Origin of the sequence: Psychrobacter sp. NPDC078501, assembly GCF_044900935.1 — a bacterium.
GTDB lineage: Bacteria > Pseudomonadota > Gammaproteobacteria > Pseudomonadales > Moraxellaceae > Psychrobacter.
On the sequence record NZ_JBJDOS010000003.1, the window covers coordinates 37,853 to 64,666 of the forward strand.

General features: G+C 45.9%; 19 protein-coding genes. 2 read left to right on the forward strand and 17 right to left on the reverse strand.

What is annotated here, in order from left to right:
* Nucleotides 1-3: 3 nt before the first annotated feature.
* The 5 genes from ligA to ACI2IW_RS06010 form a co-directional block, all read right to left on the reverse strand.
* Entirely contained in the window at nt 4-1,995 is a 1,992-nt protein-coding gene (ligA, locus tag ACI2IW_RS05990) for an NAD-dependent DNA ligase LigA (protein ID WP_404693317.1), read from the reverse strand.
* Nucleotides 1,996-2,365: 370 nt separating this feature from the next.
* A complete protein-coding gene (locus ACI2IW_RS05995; protein ID WP_404693023.1) occupies nt 2,366-3,382 on the reverse strand; it encodes a cell division protein ZipA C-terminal FtsZ-binding domain-containing protein in 1,017 nt (338 codons plus the stop codon).
* A gap of 215 nt (nt 3,383-3,597) precedes the next feature.
* A complete protein-coding gene (locus ACI2IW_RS06000; protein WP_404693024.1) occupies nt 3,598-7,542 on the reverse strand; it encodes an AAA family ATPase in 3,945 nt (1,314 codons plus the stop codon).
* Between the two features lie 66 nt (nt 7,543-7,608).
* Complete coding sequence (locus tag ACI2IW_RS06005) at nt 7,609-8,550, reverse strand: hypothetical protein (protein WP_404693025.1); 942 nt, start codon at nt 8,548-8,550, stop codon at nt 7,609-7,611.
* 51 nt (nt 8,551-8,601) lie between these two features.
* On the reverse strand, nt 8,602-9,405 hold the full coding sequence (locus ACI2IW_RS06010; protein ID WP_379544928.1) for a sulfite exporter TauE/SafE family protein: 804 nt from the start codon (nt 9,403-9,405) through the stop codon (nt 8,602-8,604).
* 175 nt (nt 9,406-9,580) lie between these two features.
* On the opposite strand from ACI2IW_RS06010, the gene ACI2IW_RS06015 reads away from it, so the two are divergent.
* The gene (locus tag ACI2IW_RS06015) at nt 9,581-10,570 is read left to right on the forward strand and encodes a biotin--[acetyl-CoA-carboxylase] ligase (protein ID WP_404693026.1); all 990 of its coding nucleotides are present in this window, start codon (nt 9,581-9,583) and stop codon (nt 10,568-10,570) included.
* A gap of 59 nt (nt 10,571-10,629) precedes the next feature.
* The gene (locus ACI2IW_RS06020; RefSeq protein ID WP_404693027.1) at nt 10,630-11,358 is read left to right on the forward strand and encodes a pantothenate kinase; all 729 of its coding nucleotides are present in this window, start codon (nt 10,630-10,632) and stop codon (nt 11,356-11,358) included.
* A gap of 123 nt (nt 11,359-11,481) precedes the next feature.
* Here ACI2IW_RS06020 and ACI2IW_RS06025 read toward each other — a convergent pair whose 3' ends face one another.
* The 12 genes from ACI2IW_RS06025 to ACI2IW_RS06080 all read right to left on the reverse strand — a co-directional run bounded on the left by ACI2IW_RS06025 (nt 11,482) and on the right by ACI2IW_RS06080 (nt 26,583).
* On the reverse strand, nt 11,482-12,669 hold the full coding sequence (locus ACI2IW_RS06025; protein ID WP_404693028.1) for an isovaleryl-CoA dehydrogenase: 1,188 nt from the start codon (nt 12,667-12,669) through the stop codon (nt 11,482-11,484).
* Between the two features lie 41 nt (nt 12,670-12,710).
* The gene (locus ACI2IW_RS06030; RefSeq protein WP_404693029.1) at nt 12,711-13,631 is read right to left on the reverse strand and encodes a hydroxymethylglutaryl-CoA lyase; all 921 of its coding nucleotides are present in this window, start codon (nt 13,629-13,631) and stop codon (nt 12,711-12,713) included.
* Nucleotides 13,632-13,676: 45 nt separating this feature from the next.
* Entirely contained in the window at nt 13,677-15,773 is a 2,097-nt protein-coding gene (locus ACI2IW_RS06035) for an acetyl-CoA carboxylase biotin carboxylase subunit (protein WP_404693030.1), read from the reverse strand.
* A 77-nt stretch (nt 15,774-15,850) separates the two neighbouring features.
* Nucleotides 15,851-16,660 carry an enoyl-CoA hydratase/isomerase family protein gene (locus tag ACI2IW_RS06040; RefSeq protein ID WP_404693031.1) on the reverse strand — a complete coding sequence of 270 codons (810 nt, stop codon included), beginning with the start codon at nt 16,658-16,660 and terminating at the stop codon, nt 15,851-15,853.
* Between the two features lie 165 nt (nt 16,661-16,825).
* Nucleotides 16,826-18,436, reverse strand: coding sequence for a carboxyl transferase domain-containing protein (locus ACI2IW_RS06045; RefSeq protein ID WP_404693032.1), 1,611 nt, complete (start codon nt 18,434-18,436; stop codon nt 16,826-16,828).
* Between the two features lie 239 nt (nt 18,437-18,675).
* Nucleotides 18,676-20,376 carry an AMP-binding protein gene (locus ACI2IW_RS06050; protein ID WP_404693318.1) on the reverse strand — a complete coding sequence of 567 codons (1,701 nt, stop codon included), beginning with the start codon at nt 20,374-20,376 and terminating at the stop codon, nt 18,676-18,678.
* A gap of 445 nt (nt 20,377-20,821) precedes the next feature.
* Nucleotides 20,822-22,072 (reverse strand): FAD-dependent oxidoreductase, encoded by a 1,251-nt coding sequence (locus ACI2IW_RS06055; protein WP_404693033.1) that lies wholly within the window; start codon nt 22,070-22,072, stop codon nt 20,822-20,824.
* Nucleotides 22,073-22,171: 99 nt separating this feature from the next.
* Entirely contained in the window at nt 22,172-22,780 is a 609-nt protein-coding gene (locus tag ACI2IW_RS06060) for a DJ-1/PfpI family protein (RefSeq protein ID WP_404693034.1), read from the reverse strand.
* A 403-nt stretch (nt 22,781-23,183) separates the two neighbouring features.
* On the reverse strand, nt 23,184-23,915 hold the full coding sequence (locus ACI2IW_RS06065; protein WP_057762314.1) for an amino acid ABC transporter ATP-binding protein: 732 nt from the start codon (nt 23,913-23,915) through the stop codon (nt 23,184-23,186).
* Nucleotides 23,916-24,099: 184 nt separating this feature from the next.
* Nucleotides 24,100-24,768: an ABC transporter permease subunit gene (locus ACI2IW_RS06070; RefSeq protein ID WP_101205580.1), complete on the reverse strand. Its 669-nt coding sequence runs from the start codon at nt 24,766-24,768 to the stop codon at nt 24,100-24,102.
* A complete protein-coding gene (locus ACI2IW_RS06075; protein WP_057758328.1) occupies nt 24,765-25,511 on the reverse strand; it encodes an amino acid ABC transporter permease in 747 nt (248 codons plus the stop codon). Before ACI2IW_RS06075 ends, ACI2IW_RS06070 begins: the two co-directional genes overlap by 4 nt.
* Nucleotides 25,512-25,608: 97 nt before the next feature.
* Complete coding sequence (locus ACI2IW_RS06080) at nt 25,609-26,583, reverse strand: glutamate/aspartate ABC transporter substrate-binding protein (protein ID WP_180958124.1); 975 nt, start codon at nt 26,581-26,583, stop codon at nt 25,609-25,611.
* Between the last annotated feature and the right edge of the window lie 231 nt (nt 26,584-26,814).

The following is a 26,814-nucleotide window of genomic DNA, read 5'->3' on the forward strand; positions in this document are numbered from 1 at the left end:
ACCCTATTCCCCAACCATCGCCAAAAACTCTTCCTCACCTACTATCTTAACGCCCAATTTTTCTGCTTTGGTCAGTTTAGAGCCAGCCTTATCCCCTGCCAGTAGCGCGGTGGTTTTTGCCGAGATGCTGCCCGAGACTTTTGCACCCAACGCTTGTAGTTTGGCTTTGGCTTCATCACGCGCCATGCTATCGAGCGCACCCGTGATAACCCATGTTTGCCCATCGAGTGGCAGCCCTTCTGATGCGATTTGCTCGACCTTATCCCAATGCACGCCAGCTTCACGTAGTGCGGTGATGACTTCGATATTATGCGGTGCACGGAAGAATTTGTAGGTCAGCTCGGCAGTGATTTCTCCGACATCTGGCGTTTTTATCAAGGTCTCAATACTGGCCGACATCAGGCTGTCTAAGTCACCAAATTGCTGGGCAAAGTTCTGTGCTGTGCCTTCACCGACACCGCGAATACCTAGTGCGTAAATAAAGCGAGCCAATGTTGTCTGTTTGCTGGCTTCGATAGCGTTGATGATATTTTGTACCGATTTTTCACCCAATTTCTCAAAGGTGACCATCTCATCCGCATGATTGTGCAACTGATAGATATCAGCGACAGTCTTGACCAGACCATGCTCAAAGAAGCTAATCAACCAACTTGCGCCAAGTCCATCGATATCCATGGCACGACGCGAGACAAAGTGAATAAGCGCTTCTTGCTGCTGCGCTGGGCAAAACAGTCCACCCGTACAGCGTGCCAATGCTTCGTCTTCTGGCAAGACGACAGGAGAGTCGCAGACAGGGCAAGTAGAGGGTAGTGTGACTGGCTCGCTATCGGCTGGGCGCTGATCGTGCCAGACACGAGTGACTTTTGGGATGACATCGCCTGCCCGATGAACGCTGACCGTATCGCCTGCGCGCACATCTAACCGCTGAATCTCGCCAAAATTATGCAAGGTGACATTGCTGACGGTGACGCCGCCAACTTTTACAGGTTCGAGCTTGCCGACTGGTGTGATTTGACCCGTACGGCCAACTTGCCATTCGATATCATTGAGACGTGTCATTACCGTTTCGGCAGGGAATTTATAGGCAGTCGCCCAGCGTGGCTCACGTGATAGGTAGCCAAGTTGCTGCTGTAACGCAAGGCTGTTGACCTTAATCACCATGCCATCGATTTCAAATGGCAGATCGCTACGTCCTTCTATCACTGACTCATAATAGGTCTGCGCGGCGCGTGGATTTGCCACCACTTCTACGGCGCTGACGGTAAATCCAAGCTCGGTAAGCCATGCCAGCGCCCCTGATTGGGTATCGATAGTATCTGGCAAACCTTGATTGACCGAATAGCCATAGAATGCCAATGGACGACTGGCTGCTATCGCTGGATCTAACTGACGTAAGCTACCAGCGGCGGCATTGCGCGGATTGGCAAAAGTTTTACCTTCTTTCTCTTCTGCCAATCGATTAAGACGCTCAAAGCCTGCCTTGGGCATCAACACTTCACCGCGCACTTCTAACAGCTCGATATCAGCAGCATCGGCTATCCATAGTGGCAAATTACGAATGGTCTTGGCATTTTGAGTAATATCTTCACCTGTCTGCCCATCACCGCGCGTGACTGCTTGGACAAATTTTCCGTGCTCATACTTCAGTGAGACAGCCAGTCCATCGAGCTTTAGCTCCATCTCGTATTCAGGGTTTTGCTGTGAGTCGCTGAGACGATCGTTGACACGGCGCATAAAATCGCGCAAATCATCATATTCAAAGACATTGCCTAGCGACAGCATCGGAATATCATGCGTGACTTGGGTAAAGGCCGATAACGGCATATCGCCGACTTGATTGATTGGGCTATCTGGCTGCACCAGATCTGGATATTCTTCTTCGATCTCAAGCAACGATCGACGCAATTGATCGTACTCGCTGTCTTCTAAAATTGGATTGTCGAGCACATAATAGGCATAGTTATGCGTCTTAATCGCTTCAATAAGCGCACGCATTTTTGAGACAATCTCTGCACTATTATTGGTACTACTGTCGGTCGAACTAGGTACATTAGATTTGGCAGGTGCTTGGTTTTCTACTTGAGCAGATAGGTTTTTAGAATTATTTGATGAGATAGAGTCAGTCATAGTTGGCGTCTTTTTTGCAATTCAAGATGTCGATATGATAACAAGTTTGTAGGAAGCTCGGTATAGTCAATCCTATATAAATCAAATACCATATCAGGCTTGCTCAGTCTACTGTGGTTAGCACTTTGCAGAAACTACAGCCCATTAAAAAAGGCAAATAACGTTAATCGCTATTTGCCTTTTTTATGATTTCTGCTATTAAGCAGCTTTTAACTTTCTTAGCTTAGCCTTCGCGCTGCTAACCCTCATAATCACGAACTTGATTACGCAGCTGCTGCTTGTATTCAGGCGTGATTGGTTCGTTCTCTTCATCAAGCATAATCGCGTCAAGGTCACTTGCCATCATATAAGCAATGCTCATCATGCTATCGAAGCTGCGCACGGCTTGTGGATGCGGCAATGACAAGAACACGACGACACCGTTATAGGTGTTGGTCGCGACACTATGCGGATCAAATGGTGCGATACCACTATCGGTGATGCCCATCATGCTAAACCACAACATACCTGTGCCGTCTTTTTGCTCGTAGCGATGGAACATATTCATCGCGCCATAGCGTAGACCGTATTTATCAATCAACGCTAACAAGTCACGACCACGGATAATCGCCGCTGGACGGTCACGATATTGGTGCGGCAAGATGGTGATATTGATATTGTCTTTGGCATTAATCAACGGACCGTTTTGCGCATCATCACCTGACTCTGATAGATGCTGATCCAGTATCGGGCTGTTATCATCGAAGCTTGGCTCTTCTGCGGTATCGATGGTTGGCATCAGGCTATCGGTCGCTGACATTAGGCTAGAGAACGCATCAGGCTCTTGCTCGATATGCATCTGATCGGCGACTTCTACAAACTCAGCACTATCGACACGGCGTTGCTCTTCTTGCCAGCGCGCGTAGTCTGCTTCATCGATGACGTCATGATCGTCAGCTGCTACATGGTCACGCTCAGCCGTTAGTTGAGCGTCAACGTTGGTATGCGCTTGCGTCAGTGGCTCTTCTTCAACAACGGCATCCAAGTAGCTACGATCTGGACCGATGCTCGTCTCGCCTGCGACCGTATCATCAAGATCTGGCTGATCGACGATATTGCGCTCGTGACGCGGTATGATCGGAATACCATTTTTATCATAATTGACCGCAGCAGCTTCGGTAGCACCGCGGCGCTTAAAGCTACGAATGACCATAAACAGCCCTGCGAGCACGATAAACGCGGCAATGGCAATCAATATAAACTGAATAACGGTCATGATAAATACATCCTAGTATATATAACAAAAGGGAATACACAAACGAGCATAAATGGCAATATTCTAGCATGGCTGACCTATATCGTCACCACATTGTGTACTTTATAACCAGTATGCTGGACTGAGGTCAAGCTTATTTGCATTTATGCCAATTGATTGATTATATTTGCATCGCGCTGATTCTCATAGCACTTTTAATGCCGGCTATTTCACGCTTAGCTCTCTACGTAACGCGCGGCTTCGTCGAGCGACACACTGACTAGTGTAGAAATGCCTGCACTTGGCATGGTAATACCCTTTAGCTCATCAGCAATTTGCATCGTTAATTTATTATGGCTGATAAAGATAAACTGTAAATCATCTGCTAGCTCATGAATGAGACTGGTGAAGCGCGCAACGTTGGCATCATCAAGCGGTGCATCTACCTCATCAAGCACACAGAACGGTGCAGGATGCTGCTTAAATATCGCAAAAATCAAACTCAGCGCGGTAAGGGTTTTTTCACCACCCGATAATACCGCTAAGCGACTATTACGTTTACCCTTCGGCTGCGCCATTAAGGTAAGCCCTGCGCGCCATTGTTCCGACTTTGGCGTATTGGCTGGCATCTCGTCAGTGTTCAACGTCAGGCTAGCCTGTCCACCGCCAAAGACTTTGGCAAATAAATTGGCCAGCTCATTATTGACCTCATCAAGCGTCTGCATAAACAGTGTCTTGGTCGTCTCATCAATAGAGGCAATCGCTTCAGTCAATGTCTGCATACTGGCTGCGATATCTGCCGTCTGCTGTGCGAGTGGCTCTAGTCGTTCGTTCACTTCGGCCAACTCTGCGACCGCTGCCAAATTGACTGGCCCAATCTTGCTCAACTGCTGGGTCAACTTGGCTCGCTCGGACTCTAGCTCAGCGATTTTGTCTGGACGGACGCGGCGATTATGAGCGATGAAATCTGCTAGCAGGTTTGAGACGCTCATGCTTTGTTGAGGTTGCTCAGCTTGCGCTTTATATTTATGACTTACACGATAATAAGCATCTAAAGCGCTCTGCGTGTGTGCGCTAGCATCCTCTAACCGTGCCGCGCTTAATGCCAACTCAGTAGCATGATGGGCAAACTCGCTTTGCTGCGTTTGTAACATATTTTGCAATGTATCAAATGCTGTCTGCTGCTCAGCGTACGTTTGTTTTAGTGCTGTTAGCGCAGTATCACGCTCGTTCAATAGCACTTGCTGCTCATCGCGCGTTACCTGTGCAGACTGTAGCGCTGCTTGTAGCTCTGGCAACTTGGCCTGCTGCTGCTCGTGACGCGTCTGTAAACTTTGCTCATTCTCTAACGATTTATCATGTTGTTCAGTTGCACGAGCCAGACTGCTAACACTATGTTCTAAACGCATCTCGTATTGCTGAATACGCAGCTGCAATGCTTGCCAGGCATCCTCATCAGCTTGACGCGCGCGGTTTAGCTCGCTGCGCTCAGCTTGCAATTGCTGAGTTGTCGCCCGTGCCTCTGCTATTTGCGGCGTGAGCGTGGCGATCTCGCTTTCGATGTACTGCTGTTCTTGCTCAAGCGTCTGCTGCTCTTGCGCCAGTTCTTGCTTTTCTTGCTCAAGCGTTGCTTTATCAGCGTTTAGGCGTTGGCTATCCGCTTGTAAACGCTCGGCATTGGCTCGCTCGATCGTCAGTTGCTGCTGGTATTTATGCTTATCACGGGTTAACTGCTCAGCTTGCGCGCGCGTTTCTTCTAAGCTAACCATTAACGCATCATAGTCACGCTGATTTTTGGCGATAGACTTTTGCTGATCTTGTATTTTGGTTTCAAACTCATCAAGTAAGTCTTCTAACGCTTGTATACGCGTACGCTGTTGCAGACGCTGTGTGAGGAATTGGCTATTGCTATCACTCTTCTCATCCTGTGCACCAGCGAATTTGCTTAAATTAATCGTTCCATGACGACTGATCAGCCAACCATCTGTGGTAAGCAAAATAGCGAACGGTGGTAATGACTTTAATACATCAGTAAGTGAGTCAATTTCATGCTGTTCAATGGTTTCAAGCTGCGCTGTATATATATAACATTGCTGCCAAAGCGCTAATGCAGGCTGTTTAATCAACTGCGATAATGGCAATACTTTATCAATCAAATTGTCTGGCAATTCGCTGACAAACTCTTGGTCGCTAATATTACTTTGCGCCGCGGGCAACCATAAGCTATGACCCGTCTCTACTAGAGCTTTATCCTTTGCAGTGGAAGACGTATTTTGTGCCGTTTGATAAGTCAGTAAATCTGCAACGTCATGCTCAAGCGCTTGCCACAAGCTATCAGCACTTTGAGAAATACCGTTAGCGTTATTAACGTTTGATTGCTTGATTTGATTGGCTTGTTGATTAGCAGCCAGCACATGGCTGTCTAGCCATAATGCCAAGATACTATCGAGTAGCGGCGCATACTCCTGCCCTTTCGTACTTAGCTCAATCTGCTCACGCAATGTTGCAATCGCCAACGGCTGATGATGCATGCCATCGCTATCCGTCTTATCTGTCACGGTAGCTTTTGTATTTGCTGATTGCTGTTGTGTAGGTTTTGGATGCAATATCTGATGCAGGGTATCGTATTCGCCTGCTAACAGCGCATGACGCTTTTCATAATCGCTCAACTCGCTCTGCTGTGCGTTTAGTCTCTGCTGCAAACTATGCGCTTGCGGTTGTATCTCGGACAAGCGTTCATCGACGGCATCGCGTTGACGCTCAACCTGCTGCAACTGTATGTTTAGCTCAGTGACTTGCTGTTCTAGCAGTTGACTTAAATCTTGCACACCATCCGTCTTACTCACATCAGTACTGTCAGATGCAGATGGCGCTATAGACTGCTGTAATTGTTGCCACAGGTTTTGCCAGTTTTGCTCGCGGCACTGCCATTTATCATAGCTTTGCTGATGGCGTTTCTGTGCTTGAGCGTTAATGGCCTGCTGCTGCTCAAGCGAACGGGTTTTATCTTGTAAGCGTGACAGATTGTTTTGCGCTTCATGCCACGCGCGCTGTAGTGGCTGCTCATTACGCTTATAGTTGTCGCGTTTATCTGTTAGCTCAGTCAGCTGCGGACGTAACGTTTCTAGCGCTTGATTCTGCTCAGCTTGTTCAGCGTTGAGCCGTTCGATATCAGCGAGTGATTGCACACGCTGCTGAGCCAAGCCAGACAGTTGCTGCTCGATAGTAGTCAGCTGTGACTTAGCATCGCTCAATTGATGTTCCGCTTGTTGATAGCCGAGCTGCTGCTGATAGTGAGCGCTTTGGGCATCGTCTTTGAGCCATTGCTCTTGATTGATGCGAGCAATGAGCTTATCTTGCTGAGCTTTGAGCGTGTCATAATCGGCCTGTAGCGTCGATACTTCAGCAGCACTACGCTCATGCGCTACTTTCTGCTGTTGATGCGTTTGCTTGGCTTGATACAGCTGTTGAATGGCGAGCTGCTGTTCGATATCAGCTAGTGTTAATGCCAACTCTTCGTAACGCTGCGCGCTAGCTGCCTGTTTAGACAGTGTTTTCTGTTGGCGTAGTAATTCGCTTTGCATATCGTGCAGACGCGCTAAATTGTCTTTTGTTTTCTCTAACTTCTTTTGCGTTTCTTCACGGCGCGCTTGATAACGAGACACCCCTGCGGCTTCTTCGATAAATTCACGCAGCTGTACGGGGCTAGACTCAACAATGCGCCCAATCATGCCTTGCTCAATCACCGCATAGCTACGTGCACCCAGCCCTGTACCTAAAAACACATCGACCACATCACGGCGACGGCAACGCGTACCATTGATAAAATAATCTGAGCGGCCATCCTTATTTACCTGACGGCGAACCGATAGCTCTTGGTACAAGTTAAACTCGTGGCGAATACCAGTCTGCTCATCTTGGGTATGCTCGAAGGTTAGCTCGACACTGGCGACGCTTTTGGCTGTTTTATCTTGCGTACCGGCAAAGATAACATCACTCATCGCCCCGCCGCGTAACTGCTTGGCAGAGGTTTCGCCTAGCACCCAGCGGATAGCATCAATCACATTCGATTTGCCACAGCCGTTCGGCCCGACGATGGCGGTGATACCATGACGAAAAGTAAAAGTGGTTGGATTGGCAAAGGATTTGAAGCCTGCCAGCTTTAGAGATTTTAAACGCATGAAGAGTCAATAAACTTAGCAAAAACAGGCGGCTATTCTACCTGAAATTGTAGTGGGTTTTTAGGGTTAAACTGCTAACTGCATAAACGATTTTGATTCAAGGCTTTGATGGAACCCTCGTAGCAGTTTTTGCTCCACTTGGCAGACGCTATTTTCTGCTAAGTAGCGATTATTAAACTCGATAAAGGCTGACCAAGAGATACTTGCCACTTCTAAATGATCGACTATCTCTAACAGCTCTGGTCTTAGCAAATGCTGATACTTCCTTGGCCGTTTATGACACAGAGCCAGCTCCCGATCTACGAGCATTTGCTTGTTTTGCTTTAGCGCGTCACCACCGATAAATAACAGCAAAAACTTTGCCCCTTTATCGATAAAGCCTTTTTCTAATAATTGCTCATACATCAAGCAGTACTTTAGGATTGGGTCTGGGTTTTTCCGACCAGCGAGTTTTAACTCATTGGCTATCAGCACATTCGCCTGATGGTTATAGGCTAGGTTGTCCATATACATTGCTTTTAGCTCTGTACTGTTTTCAAACATACCGCTATTACCATGTGTCGACCATGACCCACTTGGCTCGAAGCTAATAAATTGCTGATAAAATAAGTTCAGATAAACATCACTGCACAAACTCAAAAAAATATCGAATTCTTTATTAAGATAGTCTTCAGAAAAGAATGTTACGCGGCGCACGGCTTCTCTCGCATTACAGATACCCATCGTCTGCGTTGAATACGTCTCTAGCTGCTCAGTTTCATTCATTTTTGTATTGAGCTTTTTGATGACTGATTGCTCAATCTCTTCTATATTTCTGTCCTTTAACTCTGGGTGAGCCGCCCATTCAATGATTTGGCGTACGTATTGCTTTTTAGTGATGCCTAAAATACGCTGCGGCTCCCATGCCAAAAACTCTACCATATTAGAGAGACCAGTCGTCCATGATAGCTGGTCTTTTAGATGATTCATTGAGCCGAAAACACGGCGGTATTTTTCTGCAGCTTTCATACTAATAATGTCTCACGGTTTGCTTACTAATTTTATAAAAACTCATTATTGCTATAAAACACCCAATCCACTCAATAACAACTGTCCTCCAGCAAATATCAATAATACGCCAAATGCGCGCTTAAGCATCAGCGCAGGTAAGATATGAGCGAGCTTGGCGCCCACTTTTGCCATTGCAAAACTGGCGACTGAAATAAACAAGAATCCTGTGACATGGACAAATCCTATTGTGCCCTCAGGTAGGTTGACCACGTCTTGACCGAACCAAGCAAAGCCTGCTGCTCCAGCCAAGGCAATTGGTAGACCGCATGCTGCTGACGTGCCGACCGATTGTTTCATCGGAAGCCCTGCCCAGTTCAAGAACGGCACGGTCAAGCTGCCGCCGCCAATGCCAAAAATAGAGGACGCCATACCAATGCCAGTACCTGCACCAAACTGGACACCGGCCGATGGTAACGGTTTGCCCACCTGCTCTTTATTCGAAAAGAACAGCATTTTTAGAGCGACCAATAGCGCACCGAAACCAATAATAGCCTGTAGTGCTTGTCCATCAATCATATCCGCGATACCAGCACCGACCAAACTACCGATGACCAATCCAAGCGCCATCTTGCGCCATACTTCCCAGCGCACGCCGCCGCGCTTGTTATGTGCGGTCAGTGAGCTGATCGAGGTCACAACGATGGTCGCCAGTGACGTCCCAATGGCCAAATGGGTGATTACTTCTGGCGAAAAGTCATAAGCGGTAAAAATCCAGACCAAGGCGGGCACGATAATCATGCCACCGCCGACGCCAAACAAGCCCGCGCTAACACCTGCAAACGCGCCTGCAATCACAAACCACACATATAACATCATAGAACGAACCTTTTATAATACTGACTGGCACTATAGTACTTACTAGCGCTTAGGCGTGCTTAATTGTATTTGCCAAATCTCAACGCGACCTTTATGCTGTTTACTCGGTACTGTCTGACCGCAACAATCGCTCAGTATATCAAAGTTTCCTTTAACCACATCGACTAAACTTATGCCGCCACTCACTAGTTTTTCTACCTATTTATCCGAGCTCAATCACCGTCATGTGGCTAGTAGTGCCTCGACCAATAGCGAGCTGATAGAAGCCTTGCAAAACGGGTCGTTAGATGTCGCCACCGTACACGTTTTAACCGCGGAAGCCCAAAGCGCAGGTCGAGGACAGCACGGACGCTCGTGGCAATCACCACGTGGTAATGTCTATCTGTCGCTATATCATCCTGTGCATATGCCAATCAGTGGCTTGCTATCGCTCATCATTGGTCTTGAGCTGGCGAAGATGCCTATCATTCAAACACTGAACGAGCAACTGCAAGCGCAGGGACTTACTCCAATTGGGGTGAAATGGGCAAATGACTTGGGGTTTTATCAGCAAGCTCAGAGCCAATCTGAAGAGCTACCTAAAGAACAATCTATAACGGACAGCTCAGTATTAGATTCCGTATTGAATAGTAATGTAGCAAATCAGCGTACCCTACCCTTTAATAAACTGGCTGGGATTTTGATAGAGCCAGTGACTAAAGCTGGCAGGCTGGTCGGTGTGGTGCTAGGCATTGGCTTAAACGTACAGGCAGCACCAAAGCTCACCACGCAAACTTCTGAGGGCATGAGCTACCAAGCGGTTAGCTTACAAGATATTAATGAGAGGCTGCCTTTAGAGACACGATCTGCGAGCCTATCAGACCTACCAATGCTCTATCAGCAGATGTGCAAAGCATTGATGGCGGCGATGACACGCTTTGAGCATTTGGGCACAGAGCAGCCAACGGGTCATACTTATTACTTAGATAGTTTTTTGGAGCAGTTCGCGACGATGGATGCACTGTCAGGTCTGCGCTTACGCGTCACGCAAGACTATAATAACGAAGAAAAAGTCATAACGGGAATCGCTTGCGGTGTCGACACACATGGCTGTTTGCAATTGCGCCAAGATAGCGGTAAGATTTCTACGCTTTTTACTGGACGCATCGACGTTATTTATTAGGCTTAGACAACTATATTGATGAACACCATCATTAACGAGCACTATATAAAGGGACTTTTATGCTCTGGCTTGATCTTGGAAATACCCGCCTAAAATACTGGCTAACCGATGATATCGGACAAATAGTCGCGCATGATGCTAAGCAGCACCTGCAAGCGCCTGCCGAATTACTTATGGGTCTGACGGATCGCTTTGAGCGTTATGCGCCTGACTTTATTGGTATCTCATCAGTATTGGGTGACAATCTCAATGCCAAAGTATCAGAGACGCTCAGTCGTTTGAATATTCCGTTTGAGTTTGTCCATGTCGATGCGGCGCACGCGCTGATGAAAAGTGCTTACAATGATCAGCAGCTCGGCTGTGATCGTTGGCTACAGATGCTGGGTGCGGTCGATAAGAAAAAACGCCAGTGTGTGATTGGTTGTGGCACAGCGGTGACCATTGATTTGATTGATCATGCTGAGCATCTGGGCGGTTATATTTTCCCCAGTACCTACCTGCAACGTGAGTCACTGTTCTCTGGTACTAAGCAAATCACCATCTCGAACGGTACTTTTGATAGCGTCAGTCAAGGCTTGACCACTCAAGATGCAGTACATCGCGGTATCTTGCTCTCTATCGTCGGCGCGATCAATGAGATTAGCCATCGTCACCCCAACTTTGAATTGATTATGACAGGTGGAGATGCAGCCATTATCTCCCAGCATGTTAATCGCCCAGTGCGCTTACGTGATGATTTATTATTAAATGGTTTGGCAAGATATTTTGATTATCGCAATAAGTCTTAACCGCTTATAGATAATTCGGTTTGACGTTGATATAAAAAAAGCAGCACGTTTTAAGCGTGCTGCTTTTTTATTTTACTATCAGAAAATAGCTAACGTATTGCTAGTTATTGCCCTAATACTTTCTTATTTGGTCTCGTTAAACAGCTCACGACCAACTAGCATACGGCGGATTTCACTGGTACCTGCGCCAATTTCATACAGCTTAGCATCGCGCCAGTAGCGACCAAGTGGATACTCATTGGTATAGCCGTTGCCGCCAAATATTTGAATACCTTCGCCTGCCATCCATGTGGCCTTTTCGGCACACCATAGAATCACACTGGCGCAATCTTTGCGCACTTCTCGACTATGACCCGCACCGCGCGCGTCCAACATGTCCAAATTCTTGCCAACGGTATATAAGAAGCTACGACCTGCTTGCAGTATCGTATACATGTCCGCAACTTTACCTTGGATAAGCTGGAACTCACCGATCGCTTGACCAAACTGTTTACGATCATGGATATAAGGCACAACATTGTCCATCACCGCTTGCATGATGCCAATAGGACCTGCAGCCAGTACAGCGCGCTCGTAATCTAGGCCACTCATCAGTACCTTAACGCCCTCATTTAGACCGCCCAAGATATTTTCGCTTGGTACTTTTACATTATTAAAGGTCATCTCACCAGTATGGCTACCACGCATGCCGAGCTTGTCTAGCTTTTGCGCTGTACCAAAGCCTTCCATACCTTTTTCAACGATAAAGGCCGTCATGCCTTTTGCACCCAATTCAGGATTGGTCTTGGCATAGACCACCATCACGTCAGCATCAGGACCATTGGTGATCCACATTTTGCTACCGTTCAACACATAGCTGCCAGCTTTTTCTTCGGCTTTGAGCTTCATACTGACCACATCTGAACCAGCGCCTGTCTCACTCATTGCCAAGGCACCGATGAACTCGCCGCTGATTAGTTTTGGCAGATATTTCTGCTTTTGTTCCTCAGAGCCATTACGTTTGATTTGGTTAATACATAGGTTTGAGTGTGCGCCATAGCTAAGCGCTACCGATGCCGAAGCTCGGCTAATCTCTTCCATCGCAACCATATGGGCGACATAACCCATGTTAGAGCCGCCGTATTCTTCAGGAACGGTAATACCATGTAGACCGAGGTCACCCATCTTCTGCCATAAATCCATTGGGAATTCATCGCTGCTATCAATCTCAGCAGCACGTGGAGCGATCTCGTTTGCTGCAAACTGCTGTACGACATCACGTAGGGCGTCAATATCTTCGCCAAGTTGAAAATTTAATCCAGGTAAACTCATAACCATTCCTTGTTTTTAGTATTTAATTTTTACGATAATTTTTAAGACTGACGTTTATTGATTAGAGCACGTGCGACGTTTGAGCCGTTAGGACGCTTTAAGAACTCGCTGATACGCTCGCCTGCCACGACCAATTTATCCAAATCGATACCCGTGCTAATACCCATGCCATGCAGCATATACACCACATCTTCGGTCGCGACATTGCCCGTTGCGCCTTTAGCATAAGGACAACCGCCCAAGCCAGCGACAGAGGTATCAAACTCACTCACACCCATCTGCAAGGCAGCCAAAGTATTGCTGAGCGCTTGACCATAAGTATCATGAAAATGACCCGATAGCATAGAGATATCAGCATACTCAAGTGCAGCTTGCAACGCTCGTTGTACTTTGAGCGGCGTACCCATACCGATCGTATCTGCAATACCAATTTGCTCTGAACCAATCTCAATCAATCGCTTGGTGACATACGCTACTTGGCTAGGGTCAATCTCGCCTTCATAGGGACAGCCAACCGTACAAGAGATCACGCCGCGTACCTTGATGCCTTGTGCTTTTGTTGCCGCAGCCACTGGTGCAAAACGTTCGATACTCTCATCGATACTACAATTGATATTTTTTTGACTAAAGGTTTCGCTGGCTGAGCCAAAGATGACGATTTCATCTGGGCAATGCAAAATAGCATTTTCAAAGCCGCGCATATTGGGTACCAGTACCGAGTAGCAGACGTCCGTTTGCCGCGTCGGTGCTAGTGCGTCGAGCAACGCCCTGTTATCGCCCATTTGTGGCACCCACTTTGGCGAAACAAAACTGGTCGCTTCTAGTTTTTTGACACCCGCCACAATCAAATCATTGATAAGCGTTTGCTTAACCTCAGTCGGCACCGTCATGGATTCGTTTTGTAGTCCATCACGCGGACTGACATCAACGATGGTGACATGGCTTGGATACGAATGGCTCATACTTGTCATCCTTCTTATTACTCGGCTGCTAATTGTCAGCCTTTATCAACCTTCAGCATCGATGCGCAATAGCTCATCACCATCAGCGACCAAGTCACCTGCTGCAAATAATAGCTCTGCTACCACTCCATCCGTCGGTGCGGTAATGGTATGTTCGATTTTCATGGCTTCGATGACGGCAAGTGGCTCGCCTTTTTTCACAGTATCGCCAACAGCTACTTTGAATGCAACCACTTGTCCTGGCATTGGTGACTTTAAACTGCCAACTGCTGCTGTGTCTTCTCCCACATGTGCCATTACGTCGACAAGCCTAATTTCATCACGTCCGCTATCTGTGAATACGTAGACTGTCTCGTTATTTACCCAGCTTTGGGCACTGATACGTGCACCTTCTAACCACAAGGTATGATTGTGCGCGTCACTGCTGTCATAGCTGATCTGACCTTCATAAACCGTTTCGGTCTGAGCAGCCACATTGATATTGCTATCATCCTGCGTATTCGCGACTTTTTTACCAATGACGATTGTAAAACTACTGAGATTATCGCCGCCTTTTTTGCTATCAGCACAACTCGCACTATGCCAATTACTGATGCGAGCGCTATAAGCCTGCTCATCATAAACCAAGTTAAATGAACGAGTATAATCGCTATAAGCACGGAAACCCGTTAGCTTGCTAAATGGATCTGAGCCCTGCATGGTCGCCTCGCTTGCAAGCTGCTGCGCAATAGCTGTCACCACAAGTGTCGATAGTTCAAGAGGATGCTGATCAAAAAGCTTATCCTGCTCACGCTCTATCAATGCCGTATCAAGATTGGCTTGGCTAAATGACTCGGTATTTAGAATATAACGTAAGAATGCCACGTTATTTGGTAGACCAACGATACGCGTCTGTGCCAATGCACGATCTAGTCTCGCCAACGCTTGCTCGCGCGTAGGCGCATGGACGATAAGCTTGGCAATCATAGAGTCGTAAAAAGGACTGATCACATCACCCTCACGTACGCCATCATCGATACGTACATCAGTAATGTTAAAGGTACTATGCTCAGGCTTTTGATAAGTGAATAAAGTTCCTGTCGCTGGCAAGAAGTTATTGTCAGGGTTTTCAGCACAGATACGCGCCTCAATAGCATGACCATTAATAGCTAGATCATCTTGCGATTTTGGCAATGGCTGACCTGCAGCAACCAACAGCTGCCACTCAACCAAATCGACACCCGTAATGGCTTCACTGACTGGATGCTCAACCTGCAAGCGCGTGTTCATTTCCATGAAATAAAAATTCATAGAGTCTTCACGCTGCTCAACGATAAACTCGACCGTACCTGCACCCACGTAATCAACTGCACGTGCAGCTTCGATTGCCGCTGTGCCCATCGCTTCACGCATGGCAGTATCGACACCTGGCGCTGGCGCTTCTTCTAGTACTTTTTGATGGCGACGCTGTACTGAGCAATCACGTTCAAACAGGTGCACATAATTACCATGCGTATCACCGAATACTTGGATTTCGATATGACGTGGTTTTAGCGCATATTTTTCGACCAACACTTGATCATTGCCAAAACTGGTAATCGCTTCACGACGACATGAGTCTAACAAATCAATAAAATCGCTACTTTTTTCAACGATACGCATGCCTTTACCGCCGCCACCTGCACTGGCTTTGATCAAGACAGGATAGCCAATGTCATCTGCCTGCTGTTGCAAAAACTGTGCATCTTGGTTATCACCATGATAGCCCGGTATCAGCGGCACGCCAGCCGATTCCATCAAGCGCTTAGACTCAGACTTGCCGCCCATAGCACGAATAGCATCCGCCGATGGGCCAATAAACACCAAGCCAGCATCTTGGCAAGCCTGCGCAAAGTCTGCATTTTCGCTTAAAAACCCATATCCTGGGTGAATCGCCTGAGCACCCGTTTGCTTAGCGATAGCAATAATAGCATCGCCTTTTAGATAACTGTCTTTCGGTGCCGAACCACCCAAATAGATAGCCTCATCACAGACAGCCACATGCTTGGCCTCACGATCCGCATCAGAATAAACAGCAACGGTAATGACGCCAAGACGCTTAGCAGTCGCGGCCACTCGGCAAGCAATTTCACCACGGTTGGCGATTAGAATTTTAGAAAACATAACTATCCCTGTGTCTTGTCGTTATTATTTGACGTCTTGTCTATTTACCCATTTGCCTATCATTGTTCTGCTACTAGTTAGTCTACTGTCAGCCAATCAGGTTTACGCTTTTGCAAAAATGCTTGTACACCCTCTTTGCCTTGTCTTGATGAGCGGATATCAGCAATACCTTTGACCGTGTCACCAATCAGCTCATCTGTAATAGGTGCACCAGCGACATCGTGTAATAGCTGTTTGCAGGTTTTTACCGCGTCAGGGCTATTTTTGACGACCTTATTACAGAACGCAGCCACTTCATCGCTTAGCCACTCTTCGCTAACACGCTCATGGATAAAACCAAGCTGACGTGCCTTTTTGGCATCAAATACTTCAGCACTTAAAAAATAACGCTGCGATGCTCTAGCGCCTAGCGCTCGGATAACATAAGGACTGATAGTGGCAGGTGCCAACCCTAAACGCACTTCGCTCAGGCAAAAGTTAGCAATTTTAACAGCGATGGCTACGTCACAAGCAGCGACCAGACCCATGCCACCTGCGTACACATCGCCTTGAATAGCCGCAACTGTCGGCTTAGGACATTCATAAATAGTCTTAAGCATTTGCGCCAATTTATCAGCATCCGCTAGATTCTCTTCATAGCTATAATCTGCCATGGCACGCATCCAATTGAGGTCAGCACCTGCACAAAACGCTTTGCCAGCAGCGGCTAGCACAATGACACGTACCTCATCATCAGCACCAAGCGTACTGAATGCATCGGTTAGCTCAGCAATCATTTCATCGTTAAAGGCATTACGTATCTCAGGGCGGTTTAATGTCACTGTCGCCACGTGCTGCTCAACGTTAACCAATAGGCTTTTATAATTTTTATCACTGTCTTTTTGCATAACTTTCTCTATATTTTTTATATAAATATTTAAACAAACTCTTGGTCAATCCATAATAATATTAATACAAGGAAACCAAGTGCAAAGACTAAGCGTAGATGTACAAATCGTACTTCAAATGAGGTTAACGCAGTAGTCGCTTATTATGAGAACACCTTAGAATGCTTACATTCTAAAGACACCAAACTTTGTCTCTTCAATCGGCGCGTTATACGCAGCGCTTAATCCTAATGCTAATACATTACGCGTATCAGCAGGGTCAATTACGCCGTCATCCCACATACGTGCGGTAGCATAATACGGATGACCTTGCTCTTCATACATCTCGCGAATCGGCGCTTTAAATGCGGCTTCGTCTTCATCACTCCACGCTTCACCCTTACGATCGAAATTATCACGTTTGACCGTTGCCAGTACTGACGCTGCCTGCTCACCGCCCATGACAGAAATACGGGCATTTGGCCACATCCATAAGAAACGCGGGCTGTAAGCGCGACCACACATACCGTAGTTACCAGCGCCAAACGAACCACCGACGATGACCGTGAATTTTGGCACTTTTGCATTGGCCACTGCCATTACCATCTTGGCGCCATGACGAGCGATCCCTTCGTTTTCGTATTTGCGACCCACCATAAAGCCAGTAATGTTCTGGAGAAATACTAATGGGATTTTGCGCTTACAGCACAGCTCAATGAAGTGCGTACCTTTTTGTGCTGATTCACTGAACAAGATACCGTTGTTGGCGATAATACCAACAGGCATCCCTTCGATATGAGCAAATCCACAAACCAATGTCGTACCAAAGCGTGATTTGAACTCATCAAAGGCACTATCATCAACGACACGCGCGATGATTTCTCTGATATCAAATGGCTTGCGCTTGTCCGTTGGAATCACACCATAGAGTTCTTTGGCATCGTAACGTGGCGGACGCGGTGTGATTTGATTAGGAATATTTTTTGCAGGGCGATTTAGGTGACTGACGATATTACGGGCAATCGATAACGCGTGGGTATCATTCTGCGCTAGATGATCGACTACACCTGACAGTCGGGTATGTACATCGCCACCACCCAAGTCTTCTGCCGTGACCTCTTCACCAGTTGCTGCTTTGACTAGTGGCGGACCACCCAAAAAGATCGTACCTTGCTCTTTGACGATAATAGACTCATCGCTCATGGCAGGCACATACGCACCGCCAGCCGTACAGCTGCCCATGACCACAGCAATCTGCGGAATACCTGCCGCACTGAGATTGGCTTGATTAAAAAAGATACGGCCGAAATGCTCTTTATCAGGGAATACATCATCTTGGTTCGGTAAATTAGCCCCACCTGAATCAACCAGATAAACGCATGGTAGATGGTTTTCTTGCGCAATCTCTTGAGCTCGTAGGTGTTTTTTGACCGTCATTGGGTAGTACGTGCCGCCTTTTACCGTGGCATCATTACAGACAATCATACATTCGATGCCATTGATACGACCAATACCTGCAATTACGCCAGCCGCTGGAATCTCTTCGCCATACATATCATGTGCGGCCATTGGTGCCACTTCTAGGAACGGTGTACCTACATCCAATAAACGCTCGACGCGCTCACGTGGTAACAACTTGCCACGCGCTAAATGCTTGGCTCGTGCGCGCTCTGAGCCACCTTGGGCAACTTTACGCAAGTGTACATACAGGTCATCGACTATCTCTTGCATCGCGGCACTGTTTTGCTGAAAATCGCTTGAGTTTGGACTCAGTTTACTGGTTATGATAGCGCTCATGATATCCCTTTTTTCTTATACATAGATAGATACGTAGATGTGAGTAGCTTTTTATATAAATTATACTAACTACTATTTTTAAGCGTTGCTCACATATAGTCGATTCAATTTAAAAGTAGTACAAGGCAACCGAGTGCAGATGTATGTGTGATACTTCAAGCGAGGTTAACGCTGTAATACTTTTATAGTGAAATGAATATGGTTAGTCTTTTGTTTTTTAGAGCAGATAAGTAAGCTTACTACAAACCCAACTCTTCTTTCATTTGCTCAATGATTTTATATTTTTGAATTTTTCCAGTGATAGTCATTGGATATTCAGTCACAAAGCGATAGTAAGTCGGCACTTTATAATGAGCGATATGCTCACTACAGAACTCGCGTACTTCTTGTTCGGTCAAGCAGCCAGGCTCTTTCGGAATAATCCACGCTGCCAGTACTTCACCATAACGCTCGTCGGGTATACCCACGATTTGCACATCACGAATCTTTGGATGACGATAGAGATAATTTTCAATTTCTACTGGATAGATATTTTCGCCGCCGCGAATCACCATATCTTTACTACGGCCGACGATTTTGACATAGCCGTCTTCATCCATTGTGGCCAAGTCACCCGTATGCATCCAACCATCTTGGATCGCCTCACGCGTTTTAAAACGACTGCCCCAATAGCCTTTCATCACGGAATAGCCTCGTGTAAGCAACTCACCTGTCTCACCTAACGGGACAATTTCACCTGTTTCTGTATCGACGACTTTGACCTCAAGCGCAGGCTGCACCAGTCCTACTGTCGAGACCTGTTTATCAAGTGGTGTGTGCTCATTGGTCTGGCAAGATACAGGACTGGTCTCTGTCATACCATAAGCAATAGTGACTTCGCTCATATGCATCTTATCGATGACACGGCGCATGACCTCAATCGGACAGCTAGAGCCAGCCATGATGCCAGTACGTAAGGTAGACAAATCAAAATTTTCAAATTCAGGATGGTCAAGCTCGGCGATAAACATCGTTGGCACGCCGTGTAGACCTGTACACTTCTCTTCTTCGACTGCCTGTAAGACGGTCAATGGCTCAAAGCCGTCGTTTGGATATACGATACAACCGCCATGCGTGAGAATCGCTAGATTACCAAGCACCATACCAAAGCAATGATACAGAGGTACTGGAATACACAGCCTATCCTCTTCAGTGAGGTTCATGGCCTCACCGATGAAATAGCCATTATTTAAGATATTGCGATGACTTAAGGTTGCACCTTTTGGTGTACCTGTCGTACCACTGGTGAACTGTACATTGATAGCATCGGTGTTTTTAAGCTGGGCTTGACGCTCGGCAACACGCGGATCATTGGCATCGCCCTCGCTCATCCACGCAGAGAATTTTTGCATAAAACCAAATGTCTCGTCCGACTCTGGCTCATCAATCCAGATGATGCGCTCAATCGTCGGAATCTCAACCAAATCAAGCTGAGTGTAGTCTTTGTGGTAAATCTCAGGACATAGCTCACGAATTAAACTGGCATAGTCACTGGTTTTGAAATGACGCATCAGTACGAGCGCTGAGCAGCCCAGTTTATTTAAAGCATATTGCAATTCAAAAGTGCGGTAGGCAGGATTGATATTAACGAGGATAACGCCGACTTTTGCCGTGGCTAACTGCATGAGTAACCATTCAGCATTATTGTGTGACCAGATACCGATACGATCGCCAATCTCTAGTCCCATCTCAATCATGCTACTGGCTAGCTGATTCACTTGCTGCTGTAGCTCACGATATGTCCAGCGGATATTTTGATGGCGGACGACCAGTGCTTCGCGCTCAGGGTATTTGGAGACAATAGCATCAAAGAAGTCACCGATTGTCGCTTCAATCAGCGGTACATCAGGACCTTTGTCATAGCTTTGCGTAAGTGGTGCATTGGCTGAGCGTGCGCCCATATTGATACTAGGAATGTTGTTTAAAATAGTGTCGAAGTCAACGCGAGTCGAATCGAAATCAAGAGTTTGAGTCATAACGAGTCCTTTCGTTTTACTTTTTATATTATTTATAAATAGCACTTATTAATAGCCTGCGTGCAAACCTTCTTCCTTGGGCAGGTCTTACATAGCATTCAGCTACTATAACGCCATCAATGAAAGCCTGTCAACAATATCAATACAGTATGTATCATTTAATTAGGCAGTCTACCTTTCTACTTAGTAAAAGGTAGCATAGAATCATGGCAAATATTTGACACAAAAAAGCCAGCCACATTATAAGAAATGGGCTGGCTCAATCATCAATACTGTCGTTTAACTAATTCCTCTGGAAAGCATCTAATAAAGGACGTTACTTATAAATGACGTGCTTTTATTAGTTTTTCAAAAAACGGTATTGCAATCGTTATGCTTTAGGAACTGCAGGCGCTTTAATCGTTACTGTTGCGCTAACGGCTTCATTATCATTGAGCAAATCCATGATTAGCTCATCATCGCTTTCAGTCTTTACTTGCCAGTTGCCCGCTGCTTGCGGTACGCCCGTCACCATCACAGAGATGGCTTTGTTCTTCAGGCGAATCATTGGCGGCTTATGATCATAGCCACTATGCTCGTGTCCTAAGATATCATCAGCGATGGTCGCAGCCTGCGCGCGTAATGGCGCAACGTAACGACAAGCAACCCCATTGATAGACATACAGTCGCCGATGGCATAGATATTCGCTGCATTGGTACGCAACGTCGCTGCATCCACCACGATACCTGTACGGCGATCGAATTCCACACCAGCCGCCGCAGGTAGTTGCTCATCGACTGTCAGACCTGTACTGGCAATCACATGATCTACAATCAATGGTTCGAGCGGCTGAGTATCAGCATTGTCTGCATCCGATGATAACGGGGCATAGTCCACTTGTAGCTTCTCGGCATCGTCGCTGTCGTCTTCATTACTGCCAACACGAGTGACAGCTGATACTTGATAACCACCTAAGAATTGAATGCCCTGTGATTCGATTGCTTTGGCTATACGTGCGGTCGCTTTGGCTGGTAGCATCTGCGAAAGCGGTGCATCGTTTAAATCTATAAGCGTTACCTTATGGCCAGCTTTAAGTAGGTCTTCTGCGATTTCTGTACCCACCATACCAGCACCAACGATCGCAACGTGCTGACTACCGGTTGCTAGCTTTTCTTGTAGCTGACTAAAACGCTCAATGTGATTAACATGCCAGACCAAATCTTGCGGCAGACTTTTAGGGAAGATAGGATGCGCGCCCATCGCTAGCACCATTTTCTCATAGCCAATAGTCGTCAGCGCATCATCTGACTGCGCATTAGAGCGCACCTGTACAGTTTGGCTCACTGGATCGATATCTGTCACTTGCGTATTGGCTAGCAACGTTACTTCTGCTGTGTTAGCCGCTTCGCTACCAGATGCCCGTACCAAATCTGATGCGCGTTTGTTTTGGCTGATTGCCATCGTCAACATCGGCTTATGATAACGGTCGCCACTATCAGCTGTGATTAGGGTAATTGGAACCTCTGTGTCTTTGGCACGAATGGCATCAATGACATGCCAGCCTGCCAGTCCTGCACCAATAATAACCACACCTTTTTTTGATGCTGTGCTCGATGCTACAGATAGGTTTTCTACGCTCATATAAACTCCAAGATGGTTTATGAATTATTTTAATTATCAAAAATATTGACCGCTATTGTATCAGTAAACAGCCATTCACTCACCTATCTAGCAATTCACTTAATCAATATCGAATTCCATGCGATGTGCTGTTGCACGCATAGTTTCACTATCTATTAATTTTTCTATACAGTATAGACTTGCATGGATGCCTGCACTTATCCCCGCTGATGTGATGATATTACCAGTATCATCACTAGCATCTACAAAACGAGTATGCGAGATTACATCGATATCAGGATAGGATGCTAAATTATCCAAATCCATCCAGTGCGTGGTTGCTGACTTACCAGTTAGCAAACCTGCCTTAGCCAACAGCAACGCTCCTGTACACACTGAAAGCGTCAGCTCTGCCAAACTTGCTTGAGTGATAATCCAATCAATTACCACCTTATTATATATTTCTGTTTTTTCGGCACCGTAACCACCAGGGACGATTAATACATCAATGTCTGGATGATTGGCAAAACTATAGTCAGGAATGACTTGCAGACCATTCCTAGCGGATATCGTTGCTTGGTTCTCGGCAATAGTGATAACGTCAAAGTGCTTATCATCACTAGAACTGGCAGCATTTTCAGCCAACGAAAATACCTCAAAAGGTCCTGCAAAATCTAATACTTCTACTTCATTGAACAGTAGTATGCCGACGGTTCGTTTTAGCGTCATATTCAATCCTAATTCAGTTGATAGCGTTAAATTAAATTAAACTCATCTATATTACGATTATTACCTTTTTAAATTTATTTGATTAATCAGATGAGCCATTTCATCTGCCTTTGCCGTTTGCGATTTCTCTAACCCTGTGACTATTCCCGCTCTATTTTCAGCGGCTTTATAGTCTCAAAGCTATCTTATTTAAATTCCTTATGTGTAAACATCATAGGCTCCAAATTATTGTTCAAATAGTTATACAAAAGAAACTGAATACAAAGCGCCCTATTAAAGATAGCGTTGAACTGTCTTTAATAGGGCGCTTTGTATAATCATTAGCAGTGGAAAGAAAAGTAAGCTTTAGAACATGTCTTTATCTTAGAAATACTGCTATAAACAATCGTAAATCAAAGTGTATTTAATGATTTAAAATCTTCGACAAGAACATCTGCGCACGGTCACTTTTCGCGCCTTCAAAAAACTCATCTTTACTACAGTTTTCTACGATATGCCCTTCATCCATAAAGATAATACGATTGGCTACCTGACTGGCAAAGCCCATTTCATGCGTCACACACATCATAGTCATACCATCACGAGTCAGCTCGACCATCACATCTAGCACCTCTTGAATCATCTCAGGATCAAGCGCGGAGGTTGGTTCATCAAACAGCATTGCGACGGGATCCATGGCCAACGCTCGTGCAATCGCGACGCGCTGCTGCTGACCCCCAGAGAGCTCCGCTGGATATTTAGCCGCTTGCACCGTCAGACCAACACGATCGAGATAGGCCATCGCTTTTTGTTTGGCCTCAGACTCTTTACGACCCAACACTTTGATTTGTGCCACGGTCAAATTATCAATAATAGTCAAATGGGGAAACAACTCAAAGTGCTGAAACACCATGCCGACACGGCTGCGTAACTTGGGTAGATTAGTCTTTGGGTCACCGACAGAGATGCCATTGACCATAATGTCACCTTTTTGAAAAGGCTCAAGTCCATTCACTGTCTTAATCAAAGTTGATTTACCACTACCCGATGGACCACAAACGACGACGACATCACCTTTATGTACATGCGCCGTACAGTCAGTCAGTACTTGAAAGTCTCCATACCACTTACTGACATTAGATATCTCAATGACCATCTCATCACTAGCATGACCACTATTGGTAACCAGCCCGCCAAAGGCATTTAAGTACGTATCAGCATTGCTCATCACTGGCTCCTAACCACATTATTTTCGATAATCATTATTTAAAAAGGTAAATCAAATACTCAAACTCTCAACATTCAAAAGCGCAAGCGATAGGCATATCAAAATAGCTATATTAAAACCGCAAACGCTTCTGTAATTGTTGCACACCAATAGAAGCACTTAAGCTAATTACAAAATAGACAGCACCAGCACCTAAGATATAAGGAGTGAGTAAGCCCATTAGCTCACCGCGTACATAGGCTGCGCGGAAAAAGTCGGTCAAACCAATGGCAAATACCAGTGTCGTATCTTGGAATAAAATAATACATTGCTGCAAAATCAGTGGCAGCATCTTACGAAAGGCTTGTGGCAAGATGACCAGACGCATGGTCTGCCCATAAGTCATACCGAGCGCTTTTGCCGCATTGACCTGCCCGCTACCAATCGATTGAATACCGGCACGTACCACTTCTGAAAAATAAGCGGCCTCAAACATCATAAAGGCAACCACACAAGAGGCAAACGCAGCATCGAGTTGCAGGTACTTACCCGCCACCCAAAGATAAATCATCGGTACAGCAAAGTAGAACCACAGTAATACCAATAGCAAAGGTACAGAGCGGAAGTAATTGACGTATAGCTTTGCTGGAATCTCAAGCGCTTTGATACCTGACAAACGCATCAATGCCAGTACAGTTCCTAAACTGATACCGCCCAAAATAGCCAAAAACAGCACTTTTAAGGTGGTAAGCATGCCGCCCATCAAACCTGGATAGGCTGTTGCCAATTCGGTCATATTCATTTCTGACCTCCCGCAATAAGCCCAGGCACACGCAATTTACGTTCAATCAATCCCATAATAGCGATCAAGGATAAATTGAAAACCAAATAAATAATCGTCGCGTAAGTATATATCTCGATACTATTTTGAGTGTATTCGCTGATGGTTTTGGTTTGGCTAATCAGCTCCATTACCCCCACTAGCGAGGCCACAGAGGCGTTTTTAAAGCAGTTAGTCAGCTCAGAGCTGAGCGGTGGCAAGATAATACGAAATGCCTGCGGTAGCAGTACTTCTTTATAGACTTGTGGAATGCTAAACCCTAATGCGTAGGCCGCGTTAATCTGTCCATCTGGTAATGACTCAATACCCGTCCGTACCTGTTCCACGATACGAGCAGCAGTAAATAAGCCAAGACCGATACTGGCTGATAACATGGCTGAGGTATTCGGAGACAAATCCTTATACCACCATTCTTGTATCGTCGGCGTGAGCCAACCAGGGGCGATATAAAACCAAAAGAACAGTTGAACAAGTAGTGGAATATTACGAAAAAATGTCACATAAGCCGTACCGATTGCACGAGCGGTCTTGTTTGGCAAGGTACGCATGATACCGAAGATAGTACCGACGACCATCGCAATGGCCCATGCGATACTGCCAATTAATAGCAGCCAGCCAAGACCAGTGATCATCCAATGGATATAGAGCTCGTTGCCAATACCAGTCTGCTCAAAGAGCACACCCCAGTTCCAGCTATAATTCATGGTTGTCTCTCCGAGCAACGATTGATAAGCCTATACGTCAAATAAAATTACTGGCTATCTGAACGTATAGGCAAGCTATGTTGAGGGACAATGAGCGTTACTGCGCTGCTGCTTCTTTAGGCTGAGCGCTGTCATGCGGATTGGCAATCAAGGCCTTTAAGTTGTCTGACATCTCAAAGTTTAGATTGACGTTCTTTGGTGGGATTGGGTTCAAGAACCACTTGTCATAAATGCTATTGATTTCGCCTGAGCTAAAGACATTAGCAAGTGCTTCATCGACCACAGCTTTGAATTCAGGATCATCTTTACGCATCATACAACCATAGATTTCAAACGATTGCGGCGTACCGACGATGACCCACTCATCAGGATTTTTTGCTTTGGCTTTTTCGCCCGCGAGCAATACATCATCCATCATAAAGGCATCAGCGCGACCATTTTCTAGCATTAGGAAGCCTTCGCCATGATCTTTTGCTGAAATGATATTGGTATCCATTTTATTATCATCGTTATACTGACGGATATAACGCTCTGAAGTCGTGCCTGCTGTCGTTACCAGAGTTTTGCCTTTTAGGTCTTCAAAATCTTGAATACCAGAGTCTTTTTTGGTCAACAGACGCGTACCAATTTCAAAGAAACCGTTTGAGAAAGCGACTTGCTTTTGACGTTCTTCGTTATTGGTGGTTGAGCCACACTCAAAATCTACCGTGCCGTTTTGTACCAATGGGATACGAGTCTGCGAAGTAATCAAATTATAGCGAACGTTAAGGTCTGGCATGTTTAGCTTTTGCTTAACGGCTTCAACCACTTTCATTTCCAAGTCGTGCGCATAGCCAATCGGCTGATTAGGATCATCAGCGATATAAGAAAAAGGAATAGAGGAATCACGGTGACCGACGACAATAGTGCCAGAGTCTTTGATTTTCTGTAGCGTACCGTTGGTGGTGGTTTCTGTCGTCGCTGCATCATCTGCTGGCGCATCGGTGCTGGTCTGGCTGCTGTTATTACATCCCGCTAAGCCTAATGCCATAACAGCAGCTAAAGTCAACGGTTTGGAAAATGAGTATGTCATGAAATACATCCTTTTATCGCAAGATTGAGTGAGTGCTTGGACGACATAGGTCTGATTGACCCGACTGCCCCGCATCCGTACGGTTGTTGCTGTTGTTTATCACAATGCAACTTAATGTTACTGTACAACAAATTTGCAGTAGAGGGTGAATTTTTTTTGAGAGAGTACATATTTATGAATATATTTATATTCTAACTATAAGATGATGGCTTATAGCGGTTATCTACTCAG